General features: G+C 59.8%; 11 protein-coding genes. 8 read left to right on the top strand and 3 right to left on the bottom strand.

Annotation, left to right across the window (positions count from 1 at the left end):
- The first annotated feature begins 157 nt into the window (after positions 1-157).
- Positions 158-1,231 (top strand): NADH:flavin oxidoreductase/NADH oxidase, encoded by a 1,074-nt coding sequence (locus MWH26_RS17385; RefSeq protein ID WP_247975271.1) that lies wholly within the window; start codon positions 158-160, stop codon positions 1,229-1,231.
- A gap of 193 nt (positions 1,232-1,424) precedes the next feature.
- Here MWH26_RS17385 and MWH26_RS17380 read toward each other — a convergent pair whose 3' ends face one another.
- Positions 1,425-1,823 (bottom strand): hypothetical protein, encoded by a 399-nt coding sequence (locus tag MWH26_RS17380; RefSeq protein WP_247975270.1) that lies wholly within the window; start codon positions 1,821-1,823, stop codon positions 1,425-1,427.
- Positions 1,824-2,242: 419 nt separating this feature from the next.
- On the opposite strand from MWH26_RS17380, the gene MWH26_RS17375 reads away from it, so the two are divergent.
- The 7 genes from MWH26_RS17375 to MWH26_RS17345 all read left to right on the top strand — a co-directional run bounded on the left by MWH26_RS17375 (position 2,243) and on the right by MWH26_RS17345 (position 12,341).
- On the top strand, positions 2,243-4,357 hold the full coding sequence (locus tag MWH26_RS17375; protein WP_244698446.1) for a M13 family metallopeptidase: 2,115 nt from the start codon (positions 2,243-2,245) through the stop codon (positions 4,355-4,357).
- A 263-nt stretch (positions 4,358-4,620) separates the two neighbouring features.
- Positions 4,621-6,771, top strand: a complete 2,151-nt coding sequence (locus MWH26_RS17370; RefSeq protein WP_247975269.1) for a M13 family metallopeptidase — start codon at positions 4,621-4,623, stop codon at positions 6,769-6,771.
- A gap of 94 nt (positions 6,772-6,865) precedes the next feature.
- On the top strand, positions 6,866-8,989 hold the full coding sequence (locus tag MWH26_RS17365) for a M13 family metallopeptidase (RefSeq protein ID WP_247975268.1): 2,124 nt from the start codon (positions 6,866-6,868) through the stop codon (positions 8,987-8,989).
- 305 nt (positions 8,990-9,294) lie between these two features.
- Complete coding sequence (locus MWH26_RS17360; RefSeq protein WP_244698441.1) at positions 9,295-9,666, top strand: BlaI/MecI/CopY family transcriptional regulator; 372 nt, start codon at positions 9,295-9,297, stop codon at positions 9,664-9,666.
- Positions 9,663-11,252: a M56 family metallopeptidase gene (locus MWH26_RS17355; protein WP_247975267.1), complete on the top strand. Its 1,590-nt coding sequence runs from the start codon at positions 9,663-9,665 to the stop codon at positions 11,250-11,252. The genes MWH26_RS17360 and MWH26_RS17355 overlap by 4 nt, the downstream gene beginning before the upstream one ends.
- A gap of 180 nt (positions 11,253-11,432) precedes the next feature.
- Positions 11,433-11,765 carry a hypothetical protein gene (locus MWH26_RS17350; protein WP_247975266.1) on the top strand — a complete coding sequence of 111 codons (333 nt, stop codon included), beginning with the start codon at positions 11,433-11,435 and terminating at the stop codon, positions 11,763-11,765.
- 162 nt (positions 11,766-11,927) lie between these two features.
- Positions 11,928-12,341: a hypothetical protein gene (locus tag MWH26_RS17345; protein WP_247975265.1), complete on the top strand. Its 414-nt coding sequence runs from the start codon at positions 11,928-11,930 to the stop codon at positions 12,339-12,341.
- Positions 12,342-13,351: 1,010 nt separating this feature from the next.
- Here the strand turns inward: MWH26_RS17345 and MWH26_RS17340 are convergent.
- Complete coding sequence (locus MWH26_RS17340; protein WP_247975264.1) at positions 13,352-14,680, bottom strand: TPM domain-containing protein; 1,329 nt, start codon at positions 14,678-14,680, stop codon at positions 13,352-13,354.
- 149 nt (positions 14,681-14,829) lie between these two features.
- The gene (locus MWH26_RS17335; RefSeq protein WP_247975263.1) at positions 14,830-15,441 is read right to left on the bottom strand and encodes an Hsp20/alpha crystallin family protein; all 612 of its coding nucleotides are present in this window, start codon (positions 15,439-15,441) and stop codon (positions 14,830-14,832) included.
- Positions 15,442-15,856 lie beyond the last annotated feature (415 nt).

Below are 15,856 nucleotides of genomic sequence, written 5' to 3'. Positions count from 1 at the left end.
GCCTTTGCAGGACGGCCTGATTGTTCGCTACCAAGCCACCTAGCACGGCAGCCCTGGTGGAGTAAGGCCACGGGTAGCTCAGGCATGAAAACCCCAAGGCCACGCGGGTGGTTTAAAAGTCTTTCCCGCTTGCTTCTCCCGACTTCTTTCCTGTAGCATGGCCCACCTCTTCACGCCGCTCACCCTGCGCGGCCTCACCCTGAAAAACCGCATCGTCATTTCGCCCATGTGCCAGTACAGTGCCCAGGACGGCTTCGCTAACGACTGGCACCTGGTGCACCTAGGCTCCCGGGCCGTGGGCGGCGCGGCCCTTATTCTGCTGGAAGCCACGGCGGTAGTACCCGAAGGCCGCATTACGCCCGACGACCTCGGCATCTGGAAGGATGAGCACCTGCCTGGCTTGCGCCGCATCGTTGATTTTCTGAAAAGCGAAAACTGCGTCCCCGGCATTCAGCTAGCTCACGCCGGCCGCAAAGCCAGCCACCGCAGCCCCTGGCAAGGCGGCACCGTAGTGCCCGAAACCGAAGGCGGCTGGCAAACCGTGGCTCCCAGCCCGCTCTCCTTCAGCCCCGATGAACCCGCCCCGCGGGAGCTAAGCCTGGCCGACATTCAGGAGGTAGTAGAAGCCTTTCGGGTAGGAACGCGCCGGGCGTTGTTGGTTGGTTTTGAGGTGATTGAGTTGCACGCGGCCCACGGCTACCTGCTTCACCAGTTCCTCTCCCCACTCAGCAACCAGCGCACCGACGAGTACGGCGGCTCCTTCGAAAACCGCATCCGGCTGCTGCTGGAAGTGGTAGCCGCTACCCGCGCCGAGCTACCCAACCACCTACCCCTGTGGGTGCGCATTTCCGCCACCGACTGGACCGAGGGCGGCTGGACCGCCGAGGACTCCGTGGCCTTGGCCGCCATCCTGAAAAACCACGGCGTAGACCTACTGGACTGCTCCACCGGCGGCAACGTGCCCCGCGCCGATATTCCCATCGGACCCGGCTACCAAGTGCAGTTTGCCGAGCAAATCAAGCGCGAAACCGGCCTGCCTACCGGCGCCGTGGGCATGATTACCGAAGCCCAGCAGGCCGAAGCCATTATTGCCAGCGGCCAAGCTGATGTAGTGCTCCTGGCCCGCGAGTCCCTCCGCGACGCCTACTTCCCGCTCCACGCCGCCCACGAGTTAGGGGTAGACATAGAGTGGCCTGAACAGTACGAGCGAGCCAAGCCCCGGCGGCGGTAAGGGGTATTATGTTTAGAGTAACCTCTAAACGAGAGCGGGAAGCATTGCTGCTCTCGTTTAGAGGTTACTTGCTGAATGAAGGTTTGCTGCCGTTTTAAGGTAAGCAGCTTCCCATTTTATCTACCCTAATATGGTCTTGTAGTGTAGTCTAGGTTACAAGCGAAGTAAGTTGCACCCGGCCTTGCTTACCATCTTATTTGTCTAACAACACCGCGTCCGATACTTCCAGGCAGGTGATAGTAGCTTCTCTTAATCCATCTACATTGGGCGGTACCTCGGGGCCAAGCTGGTAGCCTACCCGAAGCACCTGCCCATTTATTTGGTGCGCCTGATAAGCTTGCCATTTCGGCCCAACCGGAAGCACATGATAGCCAGCCGGTAACCCCTCGCGGCTGTTCGCTAATTGCAGTGTTGTGTGCAGGGTCTTACAATTGGGTGAATCGCCATAGCTCGGGCAGAAGCGCACTGTGGCAAGCTCACTGCACTCGGTAATAGCGGGAGCAACACTATCCTGGTTGGTGCAGCCGTTTAGGCCAAGAAAGAATAGTAGGCCGAAGTTTGCCAGATGGTAAAGAGGAATAAGGGTGCGCATGGTAAGGGAGAATTTGTTTTAAATAAAGGCGTATGATTGGGCGTCTAGGCTTTTGCTAGCCTCATCTACTAGCGATGCCTTAGGGGTAGCTCAATAAGAAGTAGATGAGCGAAAAAGGAGGAAGGAATAAGCTCCTCAAGCTTACGAGTGTCGCAGCTGGGTTAAGGTTGCATCAGACTGCTTAGTGAATAGCATAAGTTGACGAGCAAGAGAGCGTTACAGAGTAATCCATCCATGTAAGCTAACTCATACTGTGAGGCTAATTGTCGCCATTGCGGTATTACAACATGGTCCATAGCGGCACTTCGGGGGGCAGACGCAGCCATTCTGGAAGCGTCACTATAACAGGAATCATATAGGCGCAACCTTCCCGGCGCAAGCTGCGACCTTAGCGAAACCACCGTTCTGTATTTCGCTGAATGAAAAACCGTTCTGCTTCCCCGCGCGCTGGCGCCGCGGCCTTACTCCTGACGCTGGCCGGCTGCGCTACCAGCCAGCCCACAACCACCGCTACTACTGCTACCCCTGCTGCCGCTTCAACTGCTACTCCCGTAGCTTCTACCTCGGGCGGGCGCAGCATTAACCCCCAGGACGTAGACCGCTCGGTGTCGCCGTGCGAAGACTTTTTTCAGTTTTCGGGCGGTAACTGGCTGAAGAATAATCCGGTACCGGCCTACGCCTCCAGCTGGGGCCCGCGCAACCTGCTCGGCGACCGGACCCAGGCCACGCTGAAGCGCATTCTGGAAGAAGCCGCGGCCAACACCTCGGCAGCGAAAGGCTCCAATGCCCAGAAAGTCGGCGACTTCTACGCTTCGGGCATGGATTCCGCGGCCATCGAAAAGGCGGGGCTGACGTATTTGCAGCCCGAACTCAAGCGCATCAGTGCCGTGAAGGACTTGAAAAGCCTGCAAACGGAGCTGGCCCGCCAGCAGCGGCTGGGCACGGGTGCATTCTTCCGCGCTGGGGTAGGGCCCGACCGCAAGCAAAGCACCGTGTACGCCGTGAACCTGAGCCAGGGCGGCCTGAGCATGCCCGACCGGGACTACTACCTCAAGGACGATGCCCGCTCCAAAACCGTGCGCACGGCTTACGTCGCCTACATGACCAACACCTTTAAGTTGATGGGCGACAGTGAGGCTACCGCGGCCCAGAAGGCGGCTACCATTTTGCGGCTGGAAACCCGCCTGGCCAAAGCCAGCAAAGACCGGGTTGCCCTGCGTGACCCTAATGCCAGCTACAATAAGATGACCCTGGCCGAGGCTAACACGCAGTTTCCCAACATCGGCCTACCCACCCTGCTGGCGCAGAATGGCTTGGGTGCAGCCAAGGAAGTAATTGTGGGTCAGCCAGATTTCTTCCGGGAGGTGAGTGCCCTGCTGAAGGAAGAGCCCCTGTCGGATGTGAAAACCTACCTGACCTGGCAGCTGGTTAGCTCCCTACCTTCGGCCTTGCCCAAGGCGTATTCCGATGAAGCCTTCCGTTTCCAGCAGGTGCAGAGTGGGGCCAAGCAGCAGCCCGTACGTTGGAAGCGCATGCAAGCCGCCACCGATGCTACCTTGGGCGAGGCGTTCGGCCAGCTTTACGTAGACAAGGCGTTTTCGCCAGAAGCCAAGCGCAAGGCCCTCGAAATGGTCGCCAACATCAAAGCCAGCATGGCCGAGCACATCCAAACCAACACCTGGATGAGCGACGCGACCAAGGCCGAAGCCCTGAAAAAGCTCAACGCCCTGCGGGTAAAAATCGGCTACCCCGATAAGTGGAAGGACTATTCTGAGCTGTCGATTTCGCGCGAATCCTACCTGAAAAATGTGCTGGCGGCCCGCGAGTGGGGCTACAAGCAAAACGTGAAGAAATTTGGCGGGCCGATTGACCGCAACGAGTGGGGCATGACGCCGCCCACCATCAACGCCTACTACAACCCGCCGATGAACGAAATCGTGTTTCCGGCGGGCTACCTCCAGCCGCCCTTCTTTGACCCCGAAGCCGATGACGCCGTGAACTACGGGGCCATTGGCGGCGTGATGGGCCACGAAATGACCCACGGCTTCGATGACCAGGGCCGGCAGTACGACTCGGAGGGCAACCTGCGCGACTGGTGGACCAAGGCCGATGGGGAGGAGTTTACCAAGCGCGCCGCCGTGGTAGGCCGCCAGTACGACGCCTTCTCGCCCCTGGACTCGGTGCACGTGAACGGCAAGCTGACCATGGGCGAAAACCTGGCTGATTTCGCCGGCCTGACCATCGTATACGGCGCCCTCCAAAAGCAGCTCGACAAGACCTACGGCAAAGGCAACCGCCCGCTTATTGACGGCTTCACACCCGAGCAGCGCTTCTTCCTGAGCTGGGCCCAACTGCGCCGCCAGAACATCCGGCCGGCCGCCCTACGCCAGCAGATCCTCACCGACCCGCACTCGCCCGGCCAGTACCGCACCATCGGCCCCCTGATGAACATGCCTGCCTTCTACCAGGCTTTCGGCTGCCAGCAGGGCCAGAAAATGGTGCGCCCCGATGCGGAGCGGGCGGTAATTTGGTAACTGTACTAGCGCTGAAAGCCAGTTGCCTTGCTTGAGTTATGCCGCGCCCCAAACGCTGTGAAGTAGGGGCAGTTGCTTCAAACAAGAACGACACTAGAACTCTCCCTCTGCAGAGGGGGGCTAGGGGTGAGGCGAACTAGCGCTAAAACCAAAAGGACGTGCTACCCTCATCAACCACCCCTAGCCCCTGCTTGCCAAAGAGGGGAACTAGTTTCTAGGCTTTAGCTTAACTTAGAACTCCACACATCCCACATTTTCCTTTCATGACCTCGAAAAGCTACCTATTGCTGACCTTGGGTACGGCGGCAGGCCTCGGGCTGGCCGGCTGCGCCACCAGCACTCCCGCTACCACGGCTACCTCCGCTACTACTACCACCACAACCAGCACTGCTACTGCCTCAACGGCTGGCGCTACCGCTACGGAAGCCCCCAAAGGCCCGGTAATGCCGGGCGTGGGCCTCGACCTTTCGGCCCGCGACTTGGCGGTTTCGCCCTGCGAGAACTTCTTCCAGTACGCCAGCGGCACCTGGCTCAAGAACACCCCCATTCCGGCCACGGAGTCGTCGTGGGGTTCCTGGAACACGCTGATTGACCAGAACAACGCCGTACTGCGCAACATTCTGGAAGCCGCTGCCGCCAATAAGTCGGCGGCCAAAGGCACCAATGCTCAGAAAGTAGGCGACTTCTACGCCTCGGCCATGGACACCATGGCCATTGAAAAAGCTGGCCTGAAGTACCTGCAGCCGGAGTTGGCCCGCATCAACGGGGTAAAAGACCTGAAAGGCCTGCAGAACCAGCTGGTGCGCCAGCAAATGCTGCAAACCCGCTCGGTATTTGGGCTGGGCGTGCGCCAGGACTCCAAGAAAAGCACCGAGTACGCCCTCTACCTGGGCCAGGGTGGCCTTACCCTACCCGACCGGGACTACTACCTCAAGGAGGATGCCCGCTCCAAAACCATCCGCTCGGCCTACACCACTTACCTCACCAACCTGTTCAAGCTGTTGGGTGATGCGGAGGCCACGGCTGCCAAGAACGCCGCCACCGTACTGCGCCTGGAAACCCGGCTCGCCAAAGCCAGCAAGGACCGCGTAGCCCTGCGCGACCGGTACGCCAACTACAACAAGATGACGGTGGCTGAGGCCAACAAGCAGTTCCCAAATCTGGGCCTGACCACCATGCTGCCCCAGGTGGGCCTGGGCTCAGCCAAGGAGGTGATTGTGGGTCAGCCGGAATTCCTGAAAGAAGCCAGCGCCGCCCTCCAGCAGGAGCCCGTGGGCGACTGGAAAACCTACCTGCGGGCTCACCTAGTGAACTCCGTATCGTCGGCGCTGCCGAAAGCTTACGTGGACGAGTCCTTCCGTTTCCAGCAGGTGATGAGCGGAGCCAAGCAGCAGCAGCCCCGTTGGAAGCGCATGTTGCGCGCCACCGATGGTACGCTGGGTGAGGCATTCGGACAGATTTATGTGGAGAAGGCTTTCACGCCGGAAACCAAGCAGAAGGCCCTGGAAATGGTAGCCAACATCAAGGAGGCCATGGGGGAACACATCCAGGCCCTGGAATGGATGAGCCCGGCCACCAAGCAGGAAGCCATGAAGAAGCTGAACGGCTTCACGGTGAAAATCGGCTACCCCGATAAGTGGAAGGATTATTCTTCGCTGAACATCTCCCGCGAGTCGTACCTGAAAAACGTGCTGACGGCCCGCGAATGGGAGTTCAAAGACAACGTAGGCCATTACGGCAAGCCGATTGACCGCACCGAGTGGGGCATGACGCCGCCCACGGTAAATGCCTACTACAACTCCACGATGAACGAAATCGTGTTTCCGGCCGGCATCATGCAGCCCCCGTTCTTCGACCCCAAGGCCGACGATGCGGTAAACTATGGCGGCATGGGCGCCGTCATCGGCCACGAAATCACCCACGGTTTCGACGACCAGGGCCGGCAGTCGGACGCCGAGGGCAACCTGCGCGACTGGTGGACCAAGGAAGATGCGGCCGAATTCTCGAAGCGCACCGACCTGGTAGGCAAGCAGTACTCTGCTTTCCAGCCCCTCGACTCCGTTTTTGTGAACGGCAAGCTGACCATGGGCGAGAACCTGGCCGACTTCGGGGGCACAGCCCTGGCTTACTCGGCCCTGCAAAAGCAACTGCAGAAAAAGTACGGCTCGGAGCCCCGTCCGCAGTACGATGGCCTCACGCCCGAGCAGCGTTTCTTCCTGGCCTGGGCCCAGATCTGGCGCACCAGCGCCCGGCCTGAGTACATCCGCCAGCAAGTGCAGACCGACCCGCACTCCCCGGCTCAGTACCGCACCAACGGCCCCCTGATGAACATGCCCGAGTTCTACCAGGCCTTTGGCTGCAAGGAAGACGCCAAGATGGTTCGTGCGCAAAACGTGCGCGCCCGGGTATGGTAGTGTTTGGCAAAAGCTTGTAAATAAGTAGATTGGAAAGCGGGTTGCCCAGGTAGCCCGCTTTTCTCTTTTTCAGTTCGCCGTATTTTCCGCATCCATGAAAACCCACAATACGCTAACGTTGGCTGCCCTGTCGGTGGCAGGTTTGGCCGCCACCAGCTGTAATTCCTCGAAGCCCGCTGCCACGGCCGCTACCACCTCTGCCACGGCCGTAACAGCTACTACCACTACTACCCCAGAGGCGCCGAGCGTACCAGGAGTAGGGCTGGCCGTAGCCAACATCGACCGGTCCGTGGCGCCCTGCGACGACTTTTTCCATTTCGCCAGCGGCACTTGGCTCAAGAACACGGCCATTCCGGCCAGTGAGGTCCGGTGGGGAAGCTTCCAGCAGCTCGCCGACCAAAACAACGCCGTGAGCCGGCAGATTCTGGAGGAAGCCGCCGCCAACCGCAACGCCCCTAAAGGCAGCAACCTGCAGAAAGTCGGTGACTACTACGCTTCGGCCATGGACTCCGTGGCCATTGAGCGCGCCGGCATCACGCCCCTGAAGCCAGAGCTGGCCCGCATTGCCGCCGCCAAAGACCTAAAAAGCCTGCAAGCCGTAGTGGCCCGCCACCAAGCCCTGGGCACGGGTGCTTTCTTCCGGGCCGGCGTGAGCCCCGACCGCAAAAACAGCACCGTGTACGCCGTAAATATGAGCCAGGGCGGCCTGGGCATGCCCGACCGGGACTACTACCTCAAGGACGACGCCCGTTCCAAAACCGTGCGCAACGCCTACGTGGCCTACATGACCAACACGTTCAAGCTCATGGGCGACTCGGAGGCGGCGGCGGCCAAAAAGGCGGCGGCTGTGCTAGCTATTGAAACGCGCCTGGCCAAGGCCAGCAAGAGCCGCGTGGAGCTGCGCGACCCGTACGCGAACTACAACAAGATGACGGTGGCTGAGGCCAACCAGCAGTTCCCCAACATCGGCCTGCCTACTCTGCTGGCGCAAAACAAGCTGGGCGCGGCCAAGGAGGTCATTGTGGGGCAGCCGGCTTTCTTTCAAGAAGTTAGCACGCTGATGAAGCAGGAGCCGATGGCCAACCTCAGAAGCTACCTCGACTGGCAGCTGGTAAGCTCCGTTAGCTCGGCTCTGCCCAAAGCCTACGCCGACGAAGCCTTCCGATTCCAGCAAACCCTAACGGGGGCCAAGCAGCAGCAGCCCCGCTGGAAACGCATGCTGGGTGCCACCGACCAGGCCCTGGGCCAGGCCTTCGGTCAGCTTTACGTGGACAAGACCTTCACGCCCGAAACCAAGCAGAAGGCCATGGAAATGGTCAACAACATCAAAGCCTCCATGGCCGAACACATTCAGCAGCTAGACTGGATGAGCGACGCGACCAAGCAGGAAGCCTTGAAGAAGCTGAACGCCTTCACCGTAAAAATCGGCTACCCCGATAAGTGGAAGGATTACTCGGCCCTGACCCTTTCGCGCGAGTCGTACCTGAAAAACGTGCTGGCCGCCCGGCAGTGGGCTTACAATGACAACGTGAGCAAGTACGGCAAGCCCATTGACCGCACCGAGTGGCGCTTCACCCCGCCCACGGTGAATGCCTCCTACAACTCGTCGATGAACGACATTACCTTCCCGGCCGGTATCATGCAGCCCCCGTTCTTCGACCCGAAAGCGGATGACGCGGTAAACTACGGCGGTATGGGCGCGGTCATCGGCCACGAAATCACCCACGGTTTCGATGACCAGGGCCGCCAGTCGGATGCCTCGGGTAACCTGCGCGACTGGTGGACCAAAGAGGACGCTGAGAAGTTTACCCAACGCGCCGACATGGTCGGCAAGCAGTACGACGCCTTCTCGCCCCTGGACTCGGTGTACGTGAACGGCAAGCTGACCATGGGCGAAAACCTAGCCGACTTCGGCGGGTTGAGCGTAGCGTACAGCGCCCTGCAGAAGCAGCTCCAGCAGAAATACGGCAACGGCCCCCGGCCCAAATACGACGGCTTCACGCCGGAGCAGCGCTTCTTCCTGGCCTGGGCTCAAATCTGGCGTACCAACGCCCGCCCCGAATACCTGCGCCAGCAGGTGCTAACCGACCCCCACTCACCCGCGCAGTTCCGGACCAACGGCCCCCTGATGAACATGCCCGAGTTCTACGAGGCTTTCGGCTGTAAGGAAGACGCCAAGATGGTGCGCGCCCAAAACCTGCGCGCCCGCGTCTGGTAAACCCGCAAGCAGCCCGTTAAACTTGTTCAGAGGATAACAAAAGGGCAAAATAGGCCCTGTCATGCAGAGGCGGAGCCGAAGCATCTCGCTCGAATTGTTGGGTTGCCATTGCAACCTCAGCACGCGAGATGCTTCGGCTCCGGCTCGGCATGACGGTCTTCCGATTTGCTAAACAACTTTACTAGTAAAAGCCCGCTTGCCCACCGCAAGCGGGCTTTTTTGTGTACCGCTAAAAAATATTTCACTACTTCCTGTATCTAATTACGAAATATTCGTAGTATTACGAAAAGATAGTAATTGCTGATATGGAACGACTTACTCAACCCGAAGAAGAGGCCATGCGCGGCTTCTGGCAGCTCGAGGGCGGCTTTATCAAGGACGTGCTGGAGCTGCTGCCCGAGCCCCGCCCACCCTACACTACCCTGGCCTCCACGGTGCGCAACCTGGAGCGCAAGGGCTACCTGCGCAGCGAAAAGCTGGGCAATACCTTCCGCTTCACGCCCCTGATTCCGGCCGAGGACTACCGCAAGCGGTTCCTGGGCGCCTTCGTGGGCGACTACTTCCGCAACTCCTACAAAGAGCTGGTTTCCTTCTTTGCTAAAGACCAGAAAATCAGTGCCGAGGAGCTGAAGGAAATCATTGATATGATTGAGCGGCAAAAGCCCCAGCAGCCATGATACCCGAGCTACTAGTGTACTTGCTGAAGGTGAACGGGGTCCTGCTCCTGTTGCTGGGAGTGTACTATGCCCTGCTGCGCCGGCTCACCTTTCATCAGCTGAACCGCGCCTACCTGCTGGGGGCGCTGGGGTTTTCGGTGCTGTATCCGTGGCTGGATGTGTCGGCGCTATTGGCCCGGCCGGCTGCGCTGGATAACCAGCTTAGCGTGCTGCTGCCCAACTGGCCCGGGAGTGGCAGTGTCGCGCCCGTAATGCCTGCTGAGGAAGGCGTGAACTACGGATTCTGGCTGCTGGCCATTTACTGGGTAGGCGTGGGGCTGATGACGCTACGCCTACTGCTGCAAGCAGCTTCGCTGGCCGGCGTGCACCGCGCCTCCCGTCCGGCGCAGGTGGCTGGCGTGGCCTGCCGCCAGGTAGCCGCCGACATCAACCCCTTTTCCTTCTGGCAGACGATTTACCTGAATCCAGCCCAGCACGCGCCTGCGGAGCTACCAGCCATTGTGCTGCACGAGCAGGTGCACGTGCGCCAGTGGCACACGCTGGATGTGCTGCTGGGCCATGTCCAGCGGATTTTCGGGTGGTTTAGTCCGGGGGCGTGGCTGCTGCTGCGGGCCGTGCAGGAAAACCTGGAGTTCATCACCGACGAGGCCGTGCTACAGACCAAGCAGCTCGATGTCAAAACGTACCAATACAGCCTGCTGCAACTCAGCACCCTGGCTTCTGGGCCGGCGCTGGTTACTCCTTTCTCCTTTATCACTCTTAAAAACCGTATTCGTATGATGAACGCGCAACGATCTGCCCGCGCTCAGGCGGCCCGCTACCTCCTGGTGCTACCGCTGGCCCTGGGGCTACTCAGCCTCTCGGCTCCCGAAGCTGCCTCCGCTGCCTTGACTTCTTCCGGTGTAAGCACGCCCACGGGACCCGATGTTGAAAAGGAAGCTCCCATTAGTGCCCTACCCCCCGCCGCGCTGGCCTACATCGTAAAGCAGTACCCCGGCTACCGCCTCATTGGCGTCTCGGAAGTGCGCGCCGCCGATGGCAGCAACCTGCGCTACCGGGCCGAAATTGCCTATGGTCGTCGGCCGGAAAAAGTACTGTTCGATGAAAAAGGTAAGCCGCTAGCCGTTGCCGCCGAGCCCCTGTATTTCCTGGACGGCAAGCCCAGCACCAAGGCGGAAGTGCAAGCCCTCGACCCGAAAGCCATTGAGAGCATGAGTGTGCTGAAAGGTGAGCAAGCCCGCACTGCCTTCGGCGAAAAGGCCACGGATGGTGCCATCCTGATTATCACCAAGAAAAACCGAGATTCGGCTGCGGTTCAGGCCTTTATCAAAGAACATAACCTGAGTTTCGAGCCGGCCAAGCCCGAAGATCAGCGGGTCATCAACCTGATAAGCGCCGGTCGGGGCCTGAGCCCGGCTGATGTGGGCGGACGGCTACTGATCATCAACGAGAAGGAAGCCACCATCGAGCAAACCAAAATTCCGGCCGCCCAGCTTTCCTCCGTTTTCGTGATGGATGCCGAGCGGGCTACCAAGAAGTTCGGTGCAAAAGGTCGGCAGGGAGCTATTGTAATAACTACCAAGTAGATAGCGCTGGCTAGATGAACGCTTTTCGCTAGTGACAATAGCTATAGAACAATAGGTTACCGGGCCGGTTGCGGAAAGCAGCCGGCCCGGTTTTGTATCTTGGGAGCCGAACTTTTGTTTGTTGCTACTATGCTCACCTTTTCCTCTTCACGTTGCGCGGTTGTCCTAGCTGGTCTGCTTGTGGCAACTACCTGGTACACTGCTGATAGCCAGGCTGCTGGCCCGGTGCCGGCTGCGTGGGCCGCCGCAACAGAACCCAGCTTGTATTTTCTTGATGGTCAGCCTTCGGACCAGAAAACCATTGAGCAGCTCAACCGCCGGACCATTGCTTCGGTGAACGTAGTGAAGGGCGACGAAGCCCGCCGCATCTTCGGGGCGGAAGCTGGCGAAGGGGTGATGATTGTGGTAACCAAGCGCAACGTAGGCTCGGCGGCCGTAGCCGAGTTCAACCGCCGCTACGATATTCGGCCCGCGGAAACTCCCGTGCCCCCGGCCGTTCCTGGTAAGCCCTAAAACGCCGGTTTCGGGGGCGGCCTCACCTACTGGGCTAGGCAATGCCCCGCGTACTACCTGGGGCAGGCTAGCCTGACTCCTCTGCCACTGGGCCAACGTGCGGCCCGTATGCCCCGTATCCGGACCACTTTATTTTCTCGTCAGCTTCTCCGCTCGCCCCGCATGAATCCTACCACGCTTGCCGACTTTCTGGACTTATCATACCGGCCCGACTTAGGGATTGTGGCCGCCCGCTGGACGCGCCCCACGGCCTCACATGAGCTGCGCGCCGGCTACCAGGAAGTGCTGCGCTACGCCGCTACCTGCGACTCCTGCCGCCACTGGCTTGTGGACTCCCGGCGCCGGCTAGAGGTAGACTCCCGCGACGTGCACTGGCTGACCACCGTGTTCTACCCCCTGTTGCGCCAGCACCTCGGCGACCATGTGTACCTGGCCTTTCTGGTGGCGCCCTACCAGCTCGACGACGTACACGACGAAACCCTGCCGCCCCTGCCCCACACCCACGGCGACTACTGCTCCCTCAACCAATTCACCGACGAGGGCGAGGCTGTGCGTTGGCTCTGCTCCCGAGGGTAAGCGCCTGAACTACCCATTATATACTCTTCTAAGTACTTGCCAGGGCTCCGGGTGCGGACTGCCCGCTAAGTAGTATTGGCTTTAGCAGAAGCTTTCTGTAACCGGTGGGCAGGGGAGGGCAGACCTAGGTAAACAGGTGCCCACCGTTACCGTCCTGGCTACGTCCTGTAGTTTCCGCCGGCTGATTTAGAAAGCAAAGGTGCTAGGAGGCATTGCTAGGCTAGCATAGGAAGCAATGACAGAGCTTCCTCTTGAGCCGGCAGAAGCCAGTACGAATATCAACGAGCTATTTACCTGAGGCTTCAGCATACGCGGGGGGGCTAGCACTAGCGTGCGTCGCTTTCTGTCATCATGCAACTAGGCTCAGGAAAGCTCACAAGATTTAGGTTGATACACGGATCGTATTAGAAAAGTTAAAAGGAATGACGCTAACGTTAGAGAAATAGAAATGAGACTTGACATAGAATTTTTCTTAGAATAAATCTTTATTTCAGCTTGTTACGATAATTATCTAAAGATTCGCTTTATTTGGAGGTACCGTGTGGTGCAGTGCTTCTCTCACCTCTTATTCTTTCTTATGTTCAAAAAGATACTCCTGCTACTTTTGGGCTTCCTTTTGTTCCTAGAGCCGGCTCCTACGCGGGCCGAAACGGGAAGCACCGCCACTTCATCAGTCAGCGCTGAAACGGTAGCCAGCGTTCCGGTCTTTCGTCGTTCATACAAGCGCGGCCGGCCTAACTACAAAGCTTACCGTGGCAACAGCCGTCACAAAATGAAGAAGTTGGGCCCGTTTCGTCGCTGGAAGCTGCGCCTCAAAGCCCAACGCAAGCGCAAGCGTAACCCAAGCGTAAAAGTGGGAGCACCCACCCGCAGTATGCCCAAGAAGTAATTCCACTCCCCTCACACGCAACAAGCCGGTTCCCGTATTCACGGAAGCCGGCTTGTTGCATTATGGTGGCGTAGTAGGTTGTTACCCTTTGGCCCGGCCCCTCAGCCGGAGCCGGCTGGCGTTACCAGCTGCCACTCGTGTTGTCGTCACTGTCGAAGCCCCCGCCGCCGGTATCGTCCGACGACGTGTCGTCGTAGGAAGAGCTGTCGTCGGAGGAGGAGAAATAGTCTGGGGAATCGTTTGCCGTGTAGTCCTCCGAGAAGTAGTCTGGTTCCGCTTCGGGGGTAGCATCGGTGCCGCCCAAGGCCGGAAAGCCACCCGTTGAGGCCGCTCCACCTACCGCGCCAGCTGCCGCTGCTCCACCCGCGGCACCCGCCGCGTCCGGGTCGAAAGTGCGGGAGCCGTCGGGGTGGAAAGCAGAACTGTCGGGGTTGTCGTGGCCCTGGGCCATGCGGTTGCCAAGGTAAGCGCCGGCGGCGGCGGCAGCACCCGTCATGAGCATGCCGCCCACACCACTACCGCCGCTCCCGCCCCCAAAACCAGAAGTACGGTTAGGCAAGAAGTCCGGAACGTTACCGGGCTGGTTTACTGGCCGCTGCCCGTAGCCGCGGGTAGCATCGTTGGGCTGGCCTGGCTGCGTCGATTGGTTGGGCAGAAAATCAGGGGTAGGGCTCGGGCCTGGCGCAGCGGGTGCCCGGCGCCGAAATAGCTTGGATACCAGCCAAATGCCGCCTCCTATAACCAGGGCGCCCAGGGCCAACGTGCCCCAGCCAAACCCCGATGAAGCAGGTTCCGCCGCCGGCAGGGTAGGCGCTACGGGTTCCGGAACGGCGCTTTGGGCCGGAAACTCGCTGGCAAGTTCGGCTCCGCTGCCGGCCCCGTTGGCGCCTACCCCAGCGGCGGCGCTAGTTGCCGGACTAGTGGCAGCGGCTGGGGAGCTAGCCGGAGCAGAGCCTGGGTTGGCGGCCAGCATCAGGGCATTAAGGCCCGAACGCAAGCCGGCGAAATAGCGGCCTTGCTTAAAGCTGGGCGTCATTTTTTCGTTGATAATCTGGCTGGTCAGGGCCGGAGTAATCTGCTGGCGCAGCCCCGAGCCGGCCTGAATGGTGACGTTGCGCTCCTGCGCGCCGATTAACACCACCACGCCGTTGTTTTTGTCGCGCTGGCCGATGCCCCAGGCCGTGCCCAGCTCCCGGGCGTACTCGGCCACGTTGCGGCCTCCCAGGGAAGGCACCGTTACCACCACAATCTGGGTACCGTTTTCGTCGGCGTAGCGGCGCAAGCCATTTTCCAAGGTCTTGGCGTTGGCTGCGGGTAGCAGTTGGGCCTGGTCATTTACAAACCGGAAGGGAGCGGGGCGGGGTGGCAGCTCTTCCGCGGGGGCGCCCACGGCGGTCTGGCTTAGGCCGGCCACCAGCCCCAGCCACAGAAAAAGAAGGATGCGGTGCATAAGGAGTACGAAGTGAAGTGGAAAGATGCTCGTAGCGGTGTTTTACGATGCGGCGCGCGACGCGGCTACCAGCCGGGCCGCTTACCCACCAAAACCAAAAGCCGATTCGGAATCCGAACCGGCTTGGTGCACCAACAAGAGGCAAGACCTTAGGAGCCTACCCCCGAGCTTTGCGGGCGGTTTTTCATTTCCTCGGCCGGATCTACGGAGCCGGTGGCTTGGGGCTGGCCGTTGCCATTGCTGCCCGTTTGCACGGCTACGTCGGTGGCCTGCTCTCCCAGGCGCTCCGACATCTGGCCGGGGCTACTACCCTGGTTCTGGCCGCCGCGCACCTCAATCTGGTGGCGCATGGTTTTCTTCTCGTCCTTGGGCACGCTTACCCGCAGCACGCCATCTTCAAAAGCAGCCTGAATGCGGCTGGCATCCACGGTATCGGGTAGCTGGAAGGCGCGGTGAAACGAGCCGAAGGAGCTTTCCACCACGTGGTAGCGGCGCTGGTTTTGCTCGTTGCGGAAGTGTCGCTCCCCCGATATGGTCAGGCGCCCCTGGTGGAAGTCAACCTTAATGTCTTCGCGCTTCAGGCCAGGTAAGGCGGCCTCAATCTCGTAGCTTTTCTCCGTCTCGTAAGCATCTACGTGGGGCGAGAAACTGTTCACGCGCCCCCGCGAGGCCAGGGAGTCGTTGAAAAACCGGTCGAGCATGGTGCTGAAGCTCGAGGAGTTCATGTCAGAAAAGGAATCCTGATATTTCTGAATAGCCATGACGGTACGCTGTTGTAACGTGAAACATCACTGAAAACGGCGTTTTATACGACCTTGAAAATCAGAGGTTATAGGCGAGCTAGAAGCACCCTGCGCCCGGCTGCGGTAGTAGTACAGTGGCCGGATTATCAGCCCTGAAACCGTCATTTTGCTACAGCCAGCGGTTTGGGTAAGCCCTCCTCCAGGCAAGCGGCATCTAGCGGGCCACCGCATGGCCCTTGGCAGCGCCAGCATGCCGGCTTCGTGTGTTACATTTCCTGGAAAAGGACCGATTGGCAGCTTCGCCGCCGCTGCCGGGCAGGTAGGCGCTGTCGGTGTACTAGTGGGCAATATGGGCCTTGCTACCCAAGCAGGGCGGTTCTGGTTCTGAATGTCACTTCATGTAGAAACCGTGCTTGGCTGCTAGCAGACCCGG

Origin of the sequence: Hymenobacter sublimis, from assembly GCF_023101345.1 — a bacterium.
GTDB classification, from domain to species: domain Bacteria; phylum Bacteroidota; class Bacteroidia; order Cytophagales; family Hymenobacteraceae; genus Hymenobacter; species Hymenobacter sublimis.
Note: the sequence above shows the minus strand (reverse complement) of the source record. Positions and strands in the feature narration are given on the sequence as shown.

Bases quoted from the DNA above. Each gene is read 5' to 3' on its own strand.
- MWH26_RS17355 (WP_247975267.1), top strand. From the start codon at position 9,663: ATGATACCCGAGCTACTAGTGTACTTGCTGAAGGTGAACGGGGTCCTG.
- MWH26_RS17340 (WP_247975264.1), bottom strand. From the start codon at position 14,680: ATGCACCGCATCCTTCTTTTTCTGTGGCTGGGGCTGGTGGCCGGCCTA.
- MWH26_RS17345 (WP_247975265.1), top strand. From the start codon at position 11,928: ATGAATCCTACCACGCTTGCCGACTTTCTGGACTTATCATACCGGCCC.
- MWH26_RS17380 (WP_247975270.1), bottom strand. From the start codon at position 1,823: ATGCGCACCCTTATTCCTCTTTACCATCTGGCAAACTTCGGCCTACTA.
- MWH26_RS17385 (WP_247975271.1), top strand. From the start codon at position 158: ATGGCCCACCTCTTCACGCCGCTCACCCTGCGCGGCCTCACCCTGAAA.
- MWH26_RS17365 (WP_247975268.1), top strand. From the start codon at position 6,866: ATGAAAACCCACAATACGCTAACGTTGGCTGCCCTGTCGGTGGCAGGT.
- MWH26_RS17370 (WP_247975269.1), top strand. From the start codon at position 4,621: ATGACCTCGAAAAGCTACCTATTGCTGACCTTGGGTACGGCGGCAGGC.
- MWH26_RS17375 (WP_244698446.1), top strand. From the start codon at position 2,243: ATGAAAAACCGTTCTGCTTCCCCGCGCGCTGGCGCCGCGGCCTTACTC.
- MWH26_RS17360 (WP_244698441.1), top strand. From the start codon at position 9,295: ATGGAACGACTTACTCAACCCGAAGAAGAGGCCATGCGCGGCTTCTGG.
- MWH26_RS17335 (WP_247975263.1), bottom strand. From the start codon at position 15,441: ATGGCTATTCAGAAATATCAGGATTCCTTTTCTGACATGAACTCCTCG.